A 16,097-nucleotide genomic window follows, 5' to 3' on the forward strand; every position below is an offset into this window, starting at 1 on the left:
AAGTTGACAATAGTTGTTAAGTTGATTGTAAAAATATCATTTATATGATTTGAATACTCTAAATTTGAAACAGATTAATGAAAAAATAAAATTGCTAGACGTTTTCAAAATCTTTAAGTATTAATAATTCCTGATAGAACACCTAGATTTGGTTGTTTTATTTGGGATATAATAAGTTTATATTACCTTATAATAAGTTGTGGCTAATACAAGTGAAATTCAAGATTTATAGAAATGTTTAAGTACTCACCAATAAATTCATATGCTTTAAGAAACATTCAACAGAATCAAATATTTTTTAACAACCCATTAAATTTTAATGATCCTTTTGACACTTTTCATCCAGCAAACATAAAAGAACTAAGTAATGAAAATTTTGTTGAAAAATTTTGTAATTCAAGTAAAAGAAATTATGATAAAAAAGATTTATTAGGAATATTAAACAATAGTATATCAAGACAAGACTTTTATAAATTTTGTGATGAACACATCGATTATATTTTAGACTTTAATGGAAAGAATGGAATTTTTAAAGATAAAAACGATTTTCTGGAAAAACTTAATAATCTCGAAAATTCAGAAATAAATTTCGTTGAAGATATTAGAGCTTTTTTTTCAACAATTAAGTTAAGAATACAAACGAAAATTCAGGAAACACTTAATAATATTCGAAAAGAATCTTTATCAAAAATTGGTGTGAGTTGTTTTTCAAAAAACAATTTAAATTTATTAATGTGGTCACATTACGCTGATAGTCATCAAGGTTTTTGTCTTGAATTTGATTCAAATGTTGAGCCATTTTCAAAAGCATTTGAAGTCACTTATAAACCTGAAATTCCACAGATAAATTCAAACATACTTATGAGTGAAAAAATAGGTTTGGAATCCCTACAAAAATTTCTATCATTTAAATCTATTGATTGGGAACACGAAGAAGAATTAAGACTTATTCATCAAGAATCAAATAAAAGTTACGGCTACAATTACAAATCACTAAAAGCGATATATTTCGGAATTAGAGCAAATCAAAGTGATATTGAAATAATTTGTTCCATCATAAAATCACAAAACCCGACAGTTAAACTTTACAAGATGAAAAAGCTAGAAAAAAAATTTGGTATTGAACCAGAAGAATTCTTTTACAGCACAGCTATTGAGGTTCAATCAGATATAATATTAAACATTCGTAAGAAATTTCAAAAAAATGAATTTACAAGCAATGAAATAAAAGAGCTTATAAATAATATTACAGAAATTCAATTAAAAGCACATTTAGAAGATTTAGTAAATAATAATATTCTAACAAAGAATAACAACAAATATCAATTAAATAAATAAAGTACTAGCCACAACACCTTGTATAAAAAATTGCTAAATTAGTGCCTAAGCAACTTTCCATACAAAAACACGTTCTACGCAATTAAAAAAAATCTAAATTGTAACATATTAATATTTTCACCTACTAATACCCTAAACAATAATATACAAGAAATGAAAAAAAATAATGGAACGACCTTTATGGTAATAGGATTGATGTTTACAACTCTTGGTTTAACAATTTTGAACGAACACAAAATTTCACAATATAGCGCTCTAACTTTTGGAGTTGCATTAACAATATATAGTGTATTTGTATCTGACAAATGGAAGAAAAACCAAAAAAAAATGGAAAATTAAAATTTAGCAAATTAATAAAAGAAATAAATTAAAACGATTGAATAAAATACTCTGAGTCGGAACAAAATGCCGTATTTAATCTTGCGGAATTATTACTCAAACGAAATTTATAAATGTTGCATAAAAATGCACTAAGAAACTAAATTTACGCTTCCGAAATTTAACTAGTTTGTAAAATTGAAAACTGAAAGAAAAATTAAGCGGAATAAAAAACAGCGTAGAACACCGTGTGTAATTACCTAAATAAAAATTAAAAGCAACCATATGAAAAAACCTTTACTTTTTTTAGTCTCATTATTAATTTGCTGTCACATAAATGCTCAAATACAGGTTTCTAATTTCACTTACAATAATCTTCAAAATTCGCATCCTATAGGATTACAGGAGTTTAATGGAAAGATTTTCTTTTCAGCTGTAAATGATGGTTCTGGCAGAGAGTTATGGTCAAGTAATGGCACATCTTCAAAGACCAATTTAGTAATAGATATTAAACCTGGTGAAACTGACGGATTAACCAATTTAAACTCAACAACACTTAATAATGAATTGTACTTTGTTGCAAATGATGACTACAGCTATTCAGGTGGAGAAATTTGGAAAACAAGTGGAGAAACAATAGGTTCTTCTCTAGTAACAAAATACACTGGGAAATTATTTGGATTAACAACTGTTGGAAGTCTAATTTATATAACAATAAAAACTGACGATACTACTTTACAAATTTGGAAATCTGACGGGACTGATTTAGGAACAGTATTAGTAAAGGATAATATAGACATATGGGGTGTGCCTACATTTCAAGGTAGTGTAAATAACATTTTCATTTACACCATCCAAGTACCATCAACTAATAACTCTAGAGTATGGAGGAGCGACGGAACTGATTCAGGAACTTATGAACTTACTGAAGAATTAGATGGTAATGGATCTACAGGCAGTACTTCTAATTTTAGTCAGTATATAAAATACAACAACAAATTATATTTTATTACTCGTTATTCTTTATATGAAACAGATGGCACTATTAATGGAACGAACAATATTACAAGTGTATGGAATGCTCAGAATGATATTGTAAGTTTTGGTGATGTAATTGAGTTAAATGGCAAAATGTTTTTTTCCTTTTTTTCTAAAAATTTGAATAAATTATCTATTTATAAATCTGATGGCACATTTAATGGCACTTCAGAAATTTACACGGTAACCAATAGCCAATATTTTTACCCTTCATATTTAAATACATCTGGCGATAATTTAATTTTTTCTTCTGTGAATACTAATAACGGTACTTCACTATTCTATTTAGACAGTAATACTAATTTAGTTACAGAAATCATTGAAATAGACCAAGCATCACAAGAACCAATTATCTTTAAACCTTCTCATTCAGCATTATCTTTAGATAATATAAATGGCAATCTTTATTTTGTTAGCTCACCTAAAAATTCTACAAGTAAAAAAGGGTGGATTTTAGATAAAAGTTCTACAACTTTAAGTCCTGTTGAAGAATTAGACAACCTATTTCATGGCATTGGGCAAAAAATCATCTATAAAAACGGTTTGTACTATTCTAAAGATTATCAACTATGGAAATTTAATACTAATAGCCTTAGTATAAATACATTTAAAAATAATCAAGAATTGCAAGTCTTTCCAAATCCTACATCAGATTTTATTTACTTTAATAGACCAGATGATATTTCTCAAATTAAAGTCTATGATTTAAATGGAAAGCTAGTTTTTAAAGAAAATAATTTCACAAATAACACAATACACCTGGGCAACTTAAAATCAGGATCCTACATTATTAAAATTATTAATAAGAATCATAGTATTACGAACAGAAAACTATTAAAAAAATAACTTTTGTAAACACCCAGTGTAATTCACCCCTTAAACAACGCAACGTATCCTTTTACACTGAAAGAGTTATCAACTTTAAAAGTTGACAATAGTTGTTAAGTTGATTGTAAAAATATCATTTATATGATTTGAATACTCTAAATTTGAAACAGATTAATGAAAAAATAAAATTGCTAGACGTTTTCAAAATCTTTAAGTATTAATAATTCCTGATAGAACAACTAGATTTGGTTGTTTTATTTGGGATATAGCAAGGTATTATTACCTTATAATAAGTTGTACCCAATTAACCCAAACCACAAATTCCCTACTCAAATTGAGCTAAATACTTTGAAATTCAAAAATATAAGTTAAAATATTTTTTTGTTTCTAATCGTTTGATTAGTTTTGTAAGGTAATTTAGTTTTATGCCTAGAGAAAAGAAATATAAGGAAGCTGAAGTAATAGAAAAGGCAATGGGTCTGTTCTGGAAAAACGGCTATAGAAATACATCATTAAGGATGCTATCTAAAGAAATGGGTATCAATCAATTTTCTATAAACGCTAGTTTTGGAAATAAACAAAAGCTTTTTCTAGAAAGCTTAAAATTGTATAGAAGCAAGTTGCAAAAGTTAATCAATGTATTTGAAAACTCTTCAAACGGCATTGAGAGTATTAAACACTTCTTCTATCAGTTTGCTGAATTTGCTGACCAAAACAACTCAAAAAAAGGATGTTTAATGGTTAATACTATGTCAGAATTTGGTTTAGAGGTAGACCAAAAAGTGGGTAGTCTTATTTCAAATTATGAGGAGCAATTAAGAACCTTGTTTAAACACAATCTTGAGTTAAATAGCACAAAGGACAACCAAACTATAGAAAGACACACAAATTATCTTGTTCTAGCATTAAGTGGTTTGGCTTTAGCAACAAAAATTCAAAATGAAATTACCATTAACGACTATATAGAAACCACATTTCAGCACTTATAATATTTTTTTACCATAAAACTAATCAAATGATTAGAAATAAATTTAACAAAATACAAATGAAAACAAAAAACACATTCAGAAAAACAATAGTACTAACCTTAATACTCGCACTAAGTATGGCTAATACTTCTCAAGCTCAAGAAATCTATAATAAAGATGAAACAAATCAAAAGCAAAGACCATTTATAGTAGATAAAAAGGAATATCCTTTTAAAAGTAATTGGTTCACTAAAGACGGAATATCAATGCATTACATTGATGAAGGAGAAGGAATCCCGATTGTATTAACACATGGAAATCCTGATTGGTCATTCTTAAATAGAAACATCATTAAAGAACTTTCAGGCGAAGCAAGAGTTATAGCTTATGATTTACCAGGATTTGGTTTTTCTGACACGCCAAAGGATTATGGTTTTACACCACAAGAACACGTTGAATGGATTAGTGCATTACTTTTTGAACATTTAAAATTAGAGAAATTCATAATTGTGGTTCAAGATTGGGGTGGACCAACGGGTTTATCAGTAGCTACAAGTCATCCAGATAAAGTTTTAGGAGTTGTTATTAGTAATACTTGGGCTTGGAAACCTGAAGGGAAATTGGTTGAATTTTCAATGATGATGAGATCTTCTGAAATGGAATCCAAAGTTATGGAAGAGAACTTTTTTGTAACAGGACTTATGCGAGGTTCTATCAAAAAGGAATCTAGCAGTAATAAAGCAATTATGGATGCCTATGAAAAGCCATTCCCAACAAAAGAATCTAGAAAAGGAACAGCAGTTTTTCCACAACAGATTACATTGGCATCGGATTGGCTAGGAGAATTAGAAAGCAAATTATCTACGCTACAGGAGAAGCCAGTTGAGCTTATTTTTGGATTAAAAGATGATGTTGTCGCTTCGCAAGATATTCAAGATAAATGGCGTTCGTATTTCCCAAAAGCACCTGTACAATTGTTGCCTGATGCTGGCCATTTTACACAAGAAGATAGTCCAGAGAGTTATGTGTTTTCACTAAGACGACTGCTTAAGAATTTATAACAAAAAAATGGAACCTTCAACAGATTTTAAAGATTTTATTTTTGACCAATTACAAAGTTGGAGAAGAGTACGAATCAAAAGAATGTTTGGTTGTGTTGGTTTGTATGCAGATGATTTAATGTTTGGAATTATAGCCAAAGAAGTCATTTTTTTTAAAGTAGATAAAAGTAATATTTCTAATTATTTAGAAGCTGATTCTCAACCTTTAAAGTTATTCAAAAATGAAAGTAAAGTTCTGTCATTTTATGAAGTTCCTATTGAAGTTTTAGAAGATGCTAATCAATTTGTCCTTTGGGCAGAAGAATCATTAAATATTCAAAAAAATAAATCAAAATGAAAAAATCAACAAACATATTTAACAAAATAGTATTAATAGCTGGTATTTTAAATTTTCCAATTGGACTTGGAACTGTGTATCAAGCAGTTTCAACAAAAACAGGTGAAGATTTAATTCACAGTGCAGTAGTTGGCTTATTTATAATGTTCGCAGGAGCAGCAGTAATTTGGGCTACTAAAAAACTAAACACAAGAGCTCCGCTAATTGTTTGGAATGGTTTAGTTCGCTTAATTAACGTGTTTATTGTAGCCTATGCAGCTTTGGGTGATGGAGTTTCGCAAATGACATTAACCATAACAGGAATGGATTTAATGCTAGCTATAATCTTTACGATAGGAACGGTAAAAGTTACTGAAATTCCATTTTCAAAATTAATAGTAGGAAAAACAAATGATTTATAATTAACTGGGTACAACAACGTATATAATTTATTGCTGGCTTCTCGCCTACTTACGAAAATCTTTGCAGATTTTCTATTCGGTTTTTATTTGCTAAATTACGTGCTAAACCACGCAACTAACCATAGACAACAACGTTAGGCACAAGCTGAAAAAACCATTCCGAATACAATGAACAAACGAAAAATAGTTTCAGGAATAATTATAATTCTACTTTCCTATTTGTTCTATTGGGCTTTTGAGCCTTATAGTTTAAATCCATTTTCAGACAAGCCAATTTCACTATCAGAAAGTCAAAATCATTTAAATTGCAACAACTTAAATAGTTTTAGCTTCAAAGCTGATAGTATTATTAATTCCGCAATAAATAAAAATGAGTTTTTAGCAACTTCAACAGCTGTTTATTCAGAAAAATGTGGAAATTGGTTATCTACAGCAGGATTTTTAAATAAAGGAAATCAAGAAAAACCGTCTAAAAATAGTCAGTTCAGAATTGCATCTGTGAGCAAACCAATGACAGCTATAGCTATTCTTCAACTTTACGAAAAAGGAAAAATAAATTTAGATTTACCAATCCAAAACTATTTACCTGAATTTCCAAAAAAGAAAAAAGGAGAAATTACAATTCGTCAATTATTAAATCATACATCTGGAATTCCTCATTACAAATCTGATTTAGGAATTTTCAACTTTACTCACTATGACAATTGCGAAAAAGCTCTTGAAAAATTTGAGAATAGAGAACTAGTTTTTAAACCAGATACTGAATTTTTATATTCATCATTTGGTTACACCCTACTTGGTGCAATTTTAGAGAAAGTTTCAGGAAAATCATATCAAACTTATATGCACGAAAATATTTGGAAACCAGCAAATATGACTAACACTAATTTAGAACAGACTAAAACAAATGTTTACATAAAACTCGGAAATCATTTTTACAGAAGTCCAAAAAATGATTTGAGTTACACATATTCTGGTGGAGGAATACAATCAACAGCAGAAGACCTTCTAAAATTTGGAAAAGGTGTCTTAAATTATAAGTTTTTAAATCCTTCGACAACAAAACTAATGATTCAGTTGACTAATAACAGTAAGGAAATGGAATATACTTTCGGATGGGATAATTGGAAAAGTCCTAAATTTGGAAAAGTCATTGAACATAATGGAACACAAGTTGGGTCAAGTAGCTATTTTAGAATATATTTTGATAAAAAAGTGGTAGTTGCTACTTTAGCAAATAATTTGAATTCAAGCGAAGAAGTTCGAAATTTATCAATTAAACTTTCATATCTATTATTAGAAATGGAAAAAGAATAAAAAGCCATATGCTTAACACCATGTATAATTAATTTCCTGGTTACAGCCTACTTACGATAATTCTTACGAATTTTCTATTCTTTTTTTATTTGTTAAATTACGTGCTTAACCACGCAGCTAATCTTATACAAAAACTTTGGTAGTAATTAAAAAAACGAAAATCAGATTAATAATAATAATTATGAAAAAATTAAATCTTCTATTTTTTTTAAGTCTGTTTTCCATTTCATTATTTAGTCAAAGTGAAGTTAAAATTGATAAAAAATATTTTGAAAATGGAAATATAAAATCAGAAATAAATTTTCTAAGAAAAGGAAATAAAAAAATAAGAGAAGGAAAAAGCACTTTTTGGTATAGTACTGGTAAATTAAAAATCATTACAAATTATATAAAGAATAAATTAAATGGTGAAAGAATTAGCTACTGGAAAAACGGGGAATTAAAGAGAAAAGAATTATTTAAAAAAGGTAAACTTAAAAGCGGAAAGTGTTTTGACAAAAGTGGAAAAGAAATAGAATACTATAATTTTGAAATTCAGCCGGAATTTCCTGGTGGCAAAATAGCTTTTAAGAGTTTTATTAAAAAACATCTCACTTCTAACAGCTCTAACACAAGAGGAAAGTTAATTTTTAAATTCACAATTGAATCAAATGGAAAAACTTCTAATGTAAAAATACTCAAAGACACGTATCCAAGTTTAAAAAATGAAGTTAATAATATGTTCAATTTTATGCCAATTTGGAAACCAGCAAAACAAGATGGAAACCCAGTAAAAGTAAAGAGAACGATACCTATTAATTTTAGATAAAAACTAACCCAAACAAAGAACCGAGCTAAAAACAACTCTTTTCTTCATTAAATTTACAAACTATTACTCTAGGCTCATAATACTCTCAATTCATATTATGAGCTTTTATTTTTTATGTAATTACTATTTATTTAATAATAACGGTTATAAAACTGAATGAAATTGAATGAAACGCAAAAAACTCATTGAATAACAATGATTTTAGTACTATTTTTGCGCCCATGGAAAATCTAAAACAAGTAACAAAGAAATTACAGCGTGGCGTTGCAGAAGCAATTCAGCAATTTACAATGATTGACGAAGGAGATAAAATTATGGTTTGTCTCTCTGGTGGAAAAGACAGTTATGCAATGTTAAACATGTTATTATATTTCCAAAAAGTAGCGCCTATTTCTTTTGATCTTGTAGCTGTAAATTTAGATCAAAAACAACCTGGTTTTCCGGTAGAAGTATTACCTACTTATTTAAGCAACTTAAAAGTTGATTATAAAATTATTGAGAAAAACACCTATAAGATTGTGATGGACAAAACGCCTGAAGGTAAAACAACCTGTAGCTTATGTTCACGTCTGCGTAGAGGAACTTTATATGAAGCAGCCAAAGATTTAGGTTGTAATAAATTGGCTTTAGGACATCATAAAAACGACATTATAGAAACCTTTTTCTTAAACTTCTTCTTTGCAGGGAAAATGGAAACAATGCCACCAAAATTTAAAAATGATGCTGGTGATATTATTGTTTTAAGACCTTTGGCTTTCTGTAATGAAAGTGATATTGAAACGTATGCCAATTTTATGGACTTCCCTATTATACCATGTAACTTATGTGGTTCTCAAGAAAACTTACAACGTAAAAAGGTAAAACAAATGATTACCGATTGGGAAACCGAGTTCCCGAATAGAAATGCCATTATGATGAACGCTTTACAAAACGTATTTCCTTCTCATTTATTAGATAAAAATTTATATGATTTTGATAATCTAGAATCTAAAAGATCAGAACCTATAGCTACCATTTAGAGAAGTTAGAATTATTTTAAATGAATAAGATTTTAAAACAAAAAGCCATATAAACTTAACTATTCGGTAAAAGTGTTTGTATTTTTTGAAGTAAATCTTTAATTTCTTTTACAGAATTTAAATTTTCTTTTACAGGCATCGTACTTTGTCTCTCGATTAACTGAACAGGAATCACCATTTTAGAAATATTATTTTCATTTTTTAACTGTATTAATATTTGCTTTACAGCTTGTTTCCCTATTTCTAAAAAATTTTGATGAACGGTTGTTAATGGCGGATTGTAATATGCACTATTTACAGTATCATCAAAACCCGTTACCGCAATTTGATCTGGTACGGCATATTTTTGCTCTGCACAAGCTCTTAAAGCTCCCAGTGCCATTTGATCATTCCCTACTAATAAAGTATCTATATTTTGTGGTTGCAAGAGTAGTTTTGTGGTTTCATAATACCCACTTTTAGCACTCCAATCTCCTGTTTCTACCGTTACAATTTCGGCATCAGAGGGTTTTAAAACATCTAACCAAGCTTGTTTTCTCAAATTTGCAGCGTGCGAATGTGCAGGTCCATTTAAAAGCGCAAACCTTTTTCTACCATGCTTCAACATTAACTCGGCAATTAACACAGCTCCTTTATAATGGTCTGCAGCAACCTGACTCACATTTGCTTCAGGAGAAACATCAATAAATAAAAAAGGTAAATGCTTATGTTTTGCTACTAAATTTTCTGCCAACTCTTTTTGTACGGGTAAATTTATAAACACAACATCTACTTGCTGTGACTTTAACTCCCGTATCGCATTTTCTAAGTTTTCCTCTTCAGAATTTGAAACAGCAATAGATATAGCATACCCTGCTTTTTCACTTTCTAAGCGAATTCCATTGACAATACTAGAAGCACCTTCCATGGTCATCTCTAATGTTATGACACCAAAAACCTTTGCTTTTTTACGTACTAAAAGCTGAGCTCCTTTATTTGGCACATAGCCTAATTGATCAATTGCCTCCTGAACTTTTTTTAAGGTATTCGCATTTACTCCTTCCCCTCCATTAGTTACTCTAGAGACCGTCTGTGTAGAAACCCCTGCTAATTCTGCAACTTCCTTAAATGTTACCTTTTTATTCATAAACAAACCTTAATTACAACAAATATAATTGTTTAAAGATTACAATGTCTTATTCATAGAAAAATCTATACCTGTATGGAATTACAACAAGTATAGATTTTACAACTATCGTGGGATTAAAAAAATTAAAACTTATTATATCTTCACTACAAAACCTCCACCAGGAGCCATACGCACTGTAAACGTATCTTTTATGTTTTCAGTTTTTTTCACAAAATCAACCCCATTCATATCTGCATTCGGCCCATCTTTAAACACAGTAGCACTTCCAGATTTCCCTGTAATCTCTTTTACATTGATGGTAATTTCACGAGCATCCCAGTTATTTAAACCACCAATATACCAGTCATCCCCTTTTCTACGAGCTGTAATAATGTACTCCCCTATTTTTCCATCAACTGTAATAGTTTCATCCCAAGTAGTAGGAATAGAAGCAATAAATTCTGTACTAACCGGATTCTTCTCATAATTAGTAGGGGTATCACAAAGCATATTTAAAGGAGAAAAGAAAATTACATATTCTGCAAATTGATGCGTACGAGTACCTTGACTCATCGGTTTTGAGAAGTTGGGAGCATATTGGGTTTCTACTTCATTGGTAATAGTATTTAAAGCCTTTACCGCATTATTCATAGCACCTTGCGTATAATCTACAGGTCCAGAAATCATTCTAATAAACGGAAACGTAACATCATACGTAACTTGATCACATTCTTTCGGCTGCCATTTCATTTGCTCTAAACCATGCACACCTTCAAAATTTAAAATATTTGGATATGTACGCTGTAAACCTGCCGGTTTATAAGTTCCATGAAGATCTACAATTAATTTATATTTTGCACACATTTGTGCAGAACGCTCATTAAAATATACCAATTCTTGATCATCGCCATTCATAAAATCGACCTTAAAACCTTTTACGCCCATTTCACTATAATGCTTACAAACCTCTTCCATATCTTTGTCAAAAGCATAATAACCCGCCCACAGAATAATATCTACATTGCGTTCTTTTGCATACTCAACCAGTTCTTTGATATCAATTTCAGGAACAACCTGCATTAAATCGTATACCTTATTAACAGACCAACCTTCATCTAAAATTACATATTCAATGCCATTTTTTGAAGCAAAATCGATATAATATTTATACGTTCTATTATCAATACCTGCTTTAAAATCAACCCCCTCTAAATTCCAGTTATTCCACCAATCCCAAGCAACTTTTCCTGGTTTAATCCAACTTGTATCTCCAATAACATTTTTAGCAGCTAATTTGTAAGACATGGTTGTATTTGCCAACTCCACATCATTTCTTGTTACAATTGCCGCTCTCCAAGGAAAACTACGCGGTCCATTTACTTTGGCTATAAAAGGATATCTACTCTTTACAATCACCTGTAAATTATTGTACCCAGTATGTTCTTCTACCTCATCTCTTAAAGGAGCAAAAAAAGCATTCATGGTATTTTTACCAATATTGGTCGTTAAATACATTCCTGGATAATTTCTTAAATCACTTTCTGTAATGGTAATACGTTTTTGGTTTTTAGACTCGATGCTTAAAGGCAAAAACATTAACCTATTTTTATCTAAATCAGAAATTTTAGAACGTGTGTATTGATTTTCGAAAGATTGAAAAAGTTGATGCTCCATAGTTCCTGGAGAATACACATACGGTACTGTAGTTTCTACATCGTGCGCAAACTTGTACTGTGCTTGCTCACTCACTACTTCATAATTTCCTTTTTTTGTTGAAGCAAAACGATACGCAACGCCATCATTATAAGCTCTAAACTCTAAGCTCCAATAATCATTAAATGTTACCTTTACAGTATTATACTCATCTTTTACCGTTTTAGATTTGTAAAAATGAGCATTGATTATCGTATTTACTTTCGCTGTTTTAATGTTCTTTATTTTAGAGCCTAGTCCCCAGATAGTTCCATCAGACAAGGTCATAGAAAGTTTAGAAGGCTCTAATACTTGCACTCCGTCTTGTGAAATAGTGTAATATATAGATTTACCTACAGTTACTTCTGCCTGTGTTTTACCATCAGGAGATTTTACGATTATTTTTTTATCCGCTGCAGACATTGTTGTCGCTCCAAAAAGAATTAATAATGCTGCTGCCATTATTGAAAATGTATTTTTCATGATTATAAATTTTAAGTTAATTGTTGTTTATTCTATTTTTTAAGTTGATTTACCACCAGATTTCAAATTGTAATCCATAGGTAAATCCGGAAGTATTATTACCAAAAGGAGCTCCATTAGGCGTATTACCAATCAGTCCTTTTAAATCATCGCTCCAAAAAGCGTAGGTAACAAACGGACGCAATACTGGACGCGCGTAAAAACCTTTCTCTAACGAAAGCTCTGACGTAAACGTTATTTTATCAAGATTACCAGAAACATTTAATTGTTCATTTTTTATATACTCATGCGTTAATTCTAAGTGTAATTTAAAATTATTACTCAAATAATACATTCCTCTTGCTCCTGCAGTTAACCAATACAGCATTTTGTCTCTCCCTTTCAAATAGGCTTTATTAGTAGGATTAGCGCTATTGTATTCATAAGGCTTTGTTCCGTAATCTCTCATTACAGCAGACAGAATACCATTTACAGCAAAAGTTTCTTTATCATCATATAAAAAGTTATTGTTGATTTCCAAGAAGTAAGAACTTGCAATATCATTTAAAACAATGTTATCATTTCCTGGATTTTCTTTTTCTGACATTCCAGACCAGTGATGTATTGGAATAGAAGCACCTTGTCTAAATATAAGAGCTGTTGTATTGGTAATGTACTTCTTCTCATAATCTAACCAAGAAATAACAGCAAAACCGTGTTTCGCATTATATTCCATGATTTCATTTTCTGCCCGATAACTATAATTTAAAGAGACATTCATTTTAAGCGTTTCACTAATCGGTAAATGCACATAACGCACATCTGCCGTGTATGCTCTTAAGTGATCTTTTGCTCCATTTATAAAGGAAATATCCTTTCCTCTCTCTTGAAAAGCCCAAATACCAAATTTAATATCTTCATCAGTTCCTTTCTGAATCAGTTTCTCCATACCAACCCCCCAACCTCTTTGTCCAGGATTTACCCATTGTCTGTCTAACATATGTTCCGCTCTACGATCATAAAATCGTTTACCTGCCCAAATAACCTCTCCGTTTCCTAAAAAATTATTTGCACGCATATATAATTGTTCCGTTTTATTAAAACTCATTTGAGTATCCGTTCCAAAATCTTCATAAATAGAACTCATCCAAATAACATCTAGAGATTTTGATTTCTCTTTATCAAAATAATAAGAATAGTCAAATTCTAATTCACCATAAGTATCCGCTTGATTTCCCAAACTATATTTATTTTGAGCACCTGGCATTTGAAAATGAGCTTGCGTTTCTCCGCCTTCACTTTGCCCAACACCTGTCCTTAAATAACCAGAAGTTTTAAACGTATGATTTACTTTTTCAAAAATTGTTTGTGCTTTTACATTAAATGTTGTCGAAAACATAAATAACACAAAAAAAGATAACAAACCTCTTTCACCTATACGCCAAACAGATCCATTAGACTGCTCAACACATAATAAATCTCTATTAAATAATAGAACTTTATTCTTTTTAAAGATATTTAAATTATAATTTTTCATTGTTGCTAGTTAATTGTTTTCGCAAACATACATATAATTGTATGATTTTCAATGTTTAGAATAAATTATTTCTAAAAAAATAACTCCTAAATTATTTCCATAACAATATTAAATTAAAATACAAACCATTTAAAACACCTCTTAATCCTCTTATTTTATTGGCTTCTCTCTATTTTAAATTGTTAAAACCATCATAAAATTTAAAAGAAAGCATTTAAATATTTTTTTATTACTAACCGATTGTTTAGTTTTGTTCCGTACTTAGAAATAATGGCAAGAAAAAAAGAATATAATGAAGATGTAGTCATAGAAAAAGCAATGAAGCTTTTTTGGCTGAATGGTTACAAAACCACTTCTATGCAAATGCTAGAGAAAGAGATGGGAATTAACAAGTTCTCTATCTATGCTAGTTTTGGAAATAAGCATAGTCTTTTTCTTGAAAGCTTAAAATGCTATAAGGTAAAAGTAAATGTGGTTTTAAATAAATTAAAAAATGCTTCCAACGGAGTTGAAGATATCAAACAATTTTTCTACGATTCTGTAAGTTCTAATTTTAAAGACGACAACATAAAAGGATGTTTAGTAACAAACACCTATAATGAGTTTTCAGATTCTAAGGATGCATTGATTAAAGAAGAAATGAGTACTTTTATGAATAACTTAAAAGAGTTAATTATAGAAAAGCTTAAATTAGATGAATCAAAAGATTTAGAAACCATAGAAAAACAAGCTAATTTTTTACTATTGGCAAAACATGGTTTAGCTGCAGCAGCAAGAGTAAATAGTAAAAAAGAAATTGAAGATTACATAGAAATGACCTTTATAAATATATAAACATTTTTTTTACCTAATAACTAAACGACAGTTTAGTTAAAATTAACATAAATAATAATAAATTAAAAATAGAAATTATGACAACATTAAAAGTTCAAAACATAGAAACAGCTCCAGAAGAAAGCAAAGGATTATTAGAAAAATCTCAAAAAGCTTACGGAATGATTCCTGGTTTACACGGAGTATTAGCTACCTCTCCTCAAGCTTTAGAAGCTTACCAAATATTACATGATTTATTTACAAAAACAGCTTTTAACGCAGATGAATTAACAGTAGTTTGGCAAACAATCAACGTAGAGCACGCATGTCATTATTGTGTACCTGCACATACAGGAATTGCAAAAATGATGAAAGTAGATGATGCTATTATAGAAGCATTACGTAACGAAACTCCGTTAGCAGATGAAAAACTAGAAGCTTTACGTACATTTACATTAATAATTACACGTAATAGAGGTCATGTGTCTCCAGAAGAATTAAGCACATTTTATGCAGCGGGTTATACAGAAAGAAGTGTTTTAGACATTATTTTAGGATTGTCTCAAAAAGTAATTAGTAATTACACAAATCATATTGCAAATACACCTGTAGATGCTGCTTTTCAACCATTTGCTTGGGAGAAAAAATAATTTATAAATATCATTATTATACCTACAAATCTTCCGTAATAAGTGGGAAATTTGTAGGTATTTATATTTTAAAAAAAAACTTATTATGATAAAAGTATCTGTAATGTACCCAAACAGTAATAATGTACAGTTTGATGTAGATTATTATAAAAACAATCATTTACCTATGATTGTAAATGCATTGGGTTCTACCTTAAAAGGTTTAGAGTTAGATTTAGGAATTGCAAGTAGAGTTCCTGGAGAACCTGCTCCCTTTATAGCTATTGCTCATTTATTATTTGATGATGTTGCTTCTTTTCAGGCTTCATTTGGTCCGCATGCAAAAGTATTTGCAGATGACGTAAAAAATTACAGTAATGTACAAGGAGAACTTCAAATTAGTGAATTGATAAATTTATAAAG

Annotated in this window: 15 protein-coding genes; 12 read left to right on the forward strand and 3 right to left on the reverse strand. The window is 29.8% G+C overall.

Going from position 1 to position 16,097, the window contains the following annotated elements:
* The first annotated feature begins 234 nt into the window (after positions 1-234).
* The 9 genes from H0I29_RS16410 (at position 235) to ttcA (ending at position 9,433) form a co-directional block, all read left to right on the forward strand.
* The gene (locus tag H0I29_RS16410; protein WP_218753396.1) at positions 235-1,338 is read left to right on the forward strand and encodes a DUF2971 domain-containing protein; all 1,104 of its coding nucleotides are present in this window, start codon (positions 235-237) and stop codon (positions 1,336-1,338) included.
* Between the two features lie 603 nt (positions 1,339-1,941).
* Positions 1,942-3,540, forward strand: a complete 1,599-nt coding sequence (locus H0I29_RS16415; protein WP_218753398.1) for a T9SS type A sorting domain-containing protein — start codon at positions 1,942-1,944, stop codon at positions 3,538-3,540.
* A gap of 407 nt (positions 3,541-3,947) precedes the next feature.
* Positions 3,948-4,511, forward strand: coding sequence for a TetR/AcrR family transcriptional regulator (locus H0I29_RS16420; protein ID WP_218753400.1), 564 nt, complete (start codon positions 3,948-3,950; stop codon positions 4,509-4,511).
* 56 nt (positions 4,512-4,567) lie between these two features.
* Positions 4,568-5,551: an alpha/beta fold hydrolase gene (locus H0I29_RS16425; protein WP_218753401.1), complete on the forward strand. Its 984-nt coding sequence runs from the start codon at positions 4,568-4,570 to the stop codon at positions 5,549-5,551.
* 7 nt (positions 5,552-5,558) lie between these two features.
* Entirely contained in the window at positions 5,559-5,888 is a 330-nt protein-coding gene (locus H0I29_RS16430) for a TfoX/Sxy family protein (protein WP_178983650.1), read from the forward strand.
* Positions 5,885-6,289 carry a hypothetical protein gene (locus H0I29_RS16435; RefSeq protein WP_218753403.1) on the forward strand — a complete coding sequence of 135 codons (405 nt, stop codon included), beginning with the start codon at positions 5,885-5,887 and terminating at the stop codon, positions 6,287-6,289. Before H0I29_RS16430 ends, H0I29_RS16435 begins: the two co-directional genes overlap by 4 nt.
* A gap of 168 nt (positions 6,290-6,457) precedes the next feature.
* Positions 6,458-7,606 (forward strand): serine hydrolase, encoded by a 1,149-nt coding sequence (locus H0I29_RS16440; RefSeq protein WP_218753405.1) that lies wholly within the window; start codon positions 6,458-6,460, stop codon positions 7,604-7,606.
* Positions 7,607-7,787: 181 nt separating this feature from the next.
* On the forward strand, positions 7,788-8,414 hold the full coding sequence (locus H0I29_RS16445) for an energy transducer TonB (RefSeq protein ID WP_218753407.1): 627 nt from the start codon (positions 7,788-7,790) through the stop codon (positions 8,412-8,414).
* Positions 8,415-8,635: 221 nt separating this feature from the next.
* Entirely contained in the window at positions 8,636-9,433 is a 798-nt protein-coding gene (ttcA, locus tag H0I29_RS16450; protein WP_218753409.1) for a tRNA 2-thiocytidine(32) synthetase TtcA, read from the forward strand.
* A gap of 55 nt (positions 9,434-9,488) precedes the next feature.
* Here ttcA and H0I29_RS16455 read toward each other — a convergent pair whose 3' ends face one another.
* The 3 genes from H0I29_RS16455 to H0I29_RS16465 form a co-directional block, all read right to left on the reverse strand.
* Positions 9,489-10,559: a LacI family DNA-binding transcriptional regulator gene (locus tag H0I29_RS16455; RefSeq protein WP_218753411.1), complete on the reverse strand. Its 1,071-nt coding sequence runs from the start codon at positions 10,557-10,559 to the stop codon at positions 9,489-9,491.
* Positions 10,560-10,694: 135 nt separating this feature from the next.
* On the reverse strand, positions 10,695-12,716 hold the full coding sequence (locus H0I29_RS16460; protein ID WP_218753413.1) for a glycoside hydrolase family 97 protein: 2,022 nt from the start codon (positions 12,714-12,716) through the stop codon (positions 10,695-10,697).
* Positions 12,717-12,765: 49 nt separating this feature from the next.
* Positions 12,766-14,232 (reverse strand): carbohydrate porin, encoded by a 1,467-nt coding sequence (locus H0I29_RS16465; protein ID WP_218753415.1) that lies wholly within the window; start codon positions 14,230-14,232, stop codon positions 12,766-12,768.
* A gap of 270 nt (positions 14,233-14,502) precedes the next feature.
* On the opposite strand from H0I29_RS16465, the gene H0I29_RS16470 reads away from it, so the two are divergent.
* From H0I29_RS16470 to H0I29_RS16480, 3 genes are all read left to right on the forward strand, one after another.
* Entirely contained in the window at positions 14,503-15,066 is a 564-nt protein-coding gene (locus H0I29_RS16470) for a TetR/AcrR family transcriptional regulator (protein ID WP_218753417.1), read from the forward strand.
* A 77-nt stretch (positions 15,067-15,143) separates the two neighbouring features.
* On the forward strand, positions 15,144-15,695 hold the full coding sequence (locus H0I29_RS16475; RefSeq protein ID WP_218730612.1) for a carboxymuconolactone decarboxylase family protein: 552 nt from the start codon (positions 15,144-15,146) through the stop codon (positions 15,693-15,695).
* Between the two features lie 85 nt (positions 15,696-15,780).
* Complete coding sequence (locus H0I29_RS16480) at positions 15,781-16,095, forward strand: EthD family reductase (RefSeq protein WP_218753418.1); 315 nt, start codon at positions 15,781-15,783, stop codon at positions 16,093-16,095.
* Positions 16,096-16,097: the final 2 nt, after the last annotated feature.

Origin of the sequence: Polaribacter sp. R2A056_3_33, assembly GCF_019278485.1 — a bacterium.
In the GTDB taxonomy this organism is placed as follows: domain Bacteria; phylum Bacteroidota; class Bacteroidia; order Flavobacteriales; family Flavobacteriaceae; genus Polaribacter.

Excerpts from the sequence above, each read along its gene's own strand:
- H0I29_RS16480 (WP_218753418.1), top strand. The coding sequence starts at position 15,781 with ATGATAAAAGTATCTGTAATGTACCCAAACAGTAATAATGTACAGTTT.
- H0I29_RS16445 (WP_218753407.1), top strand. The coding sequence starts at position 7,788 with ATGAAAAAATTAAATCTTCTATTTTTTTTAAGTCTGTTTTCCATTTCA.
- H0I29_RS16435 (WP_218753403.1), top strand. The coding sequence starts at position 5,885 with ATGAAAAAATCAACAAACATATTTAACAAAATAGTATTAATAGCTGGT.
- H0I29_RS16470 (WP_218753417.1), top strand. The coding sequence starts at position 14,503 with ATGGCAAGAAAAAAAGAATATAATGAAGATGTAGTCATAGAAAAAGCA.
- H0I29_RS16420 (WP_218753400.1), top strand. The coding sequence starts at position 3,948 with ATGCCTAGAGAAAAGAAATATAAGGAAGCTGAAGTAATAGAAAAGGCA.
- H0I29_RS16455 (WP_218753411.1), bottom strand. The coding sequence starts at position 10,559 with ATGAATAAAAAGGTAACATTTAAGGAAGTTGCAGAATTAGCAGGGGTT.
- H0I29_RS16430 (WP_178983650.1), top strand. The coding sequence starts at position 5,559 with ATGGAACCTTCAACAGATTTTAAAGATTTTATTTTTGACCAATTACAA.
- ttcA (WP_218753409.1), top strand. The coding sequence starts at position 8,636 with ATGGAAAATCTAAAACAAGTAACAAAGAAATTACAGCGTGGCGTTGCA.
- H0I29_RS16410 (WP_218753396.1), top strand. The coding sequence starts at position 235 with ATGTTTAAGTACTCACCAATAAATTCATATGCTTTAAGAAACATTCAA.
- H0I29_RS16475 (WP_218730612.1), top strand. The coding sequence starts at position 15,144 with ATGACAACATTAAAAGTTCAAAACATAGAAACAGCTCCAGAAGAAAGC.
- H0I29_RS16415 (WP_218753398.1), top strand. The coding sequence starts at position 1,942 with ATGAAAAAACCTTTACTTTTTTTAGTCTCATTATTAATTTGCTGTCAC.
- H0I29_RS16465 (WP_218753415.1), bottom strand. The coding sequence starts at position 14,232 with ATGAAAAATTATAATTTAAATATCTTTAAAAAGAATAAAGTTCTATTA.
- H0I29_RS16460 (WP_218753413.1), bottom strand. The coding sequence starts at position 12,716 with ATGAAAAATACATTTTCAATAATGGCAGCAGCATTATTAATTCTTTTT.
- H0I29_RS16440 (WP_218753405.1), top strand. The coding sequence starts at position 6,458 with ATGAACAAACGAAAAATAGTTTCAGGAATAATTATAATTCTACTTTCC.
- H0I29_RS16425 (WP_218753401.1), top strand. The coding sequence starts at position 4,568 with ATGAAAACAAAAAACACATTCAGAAAAACAATAGTACTAACCTTAATA.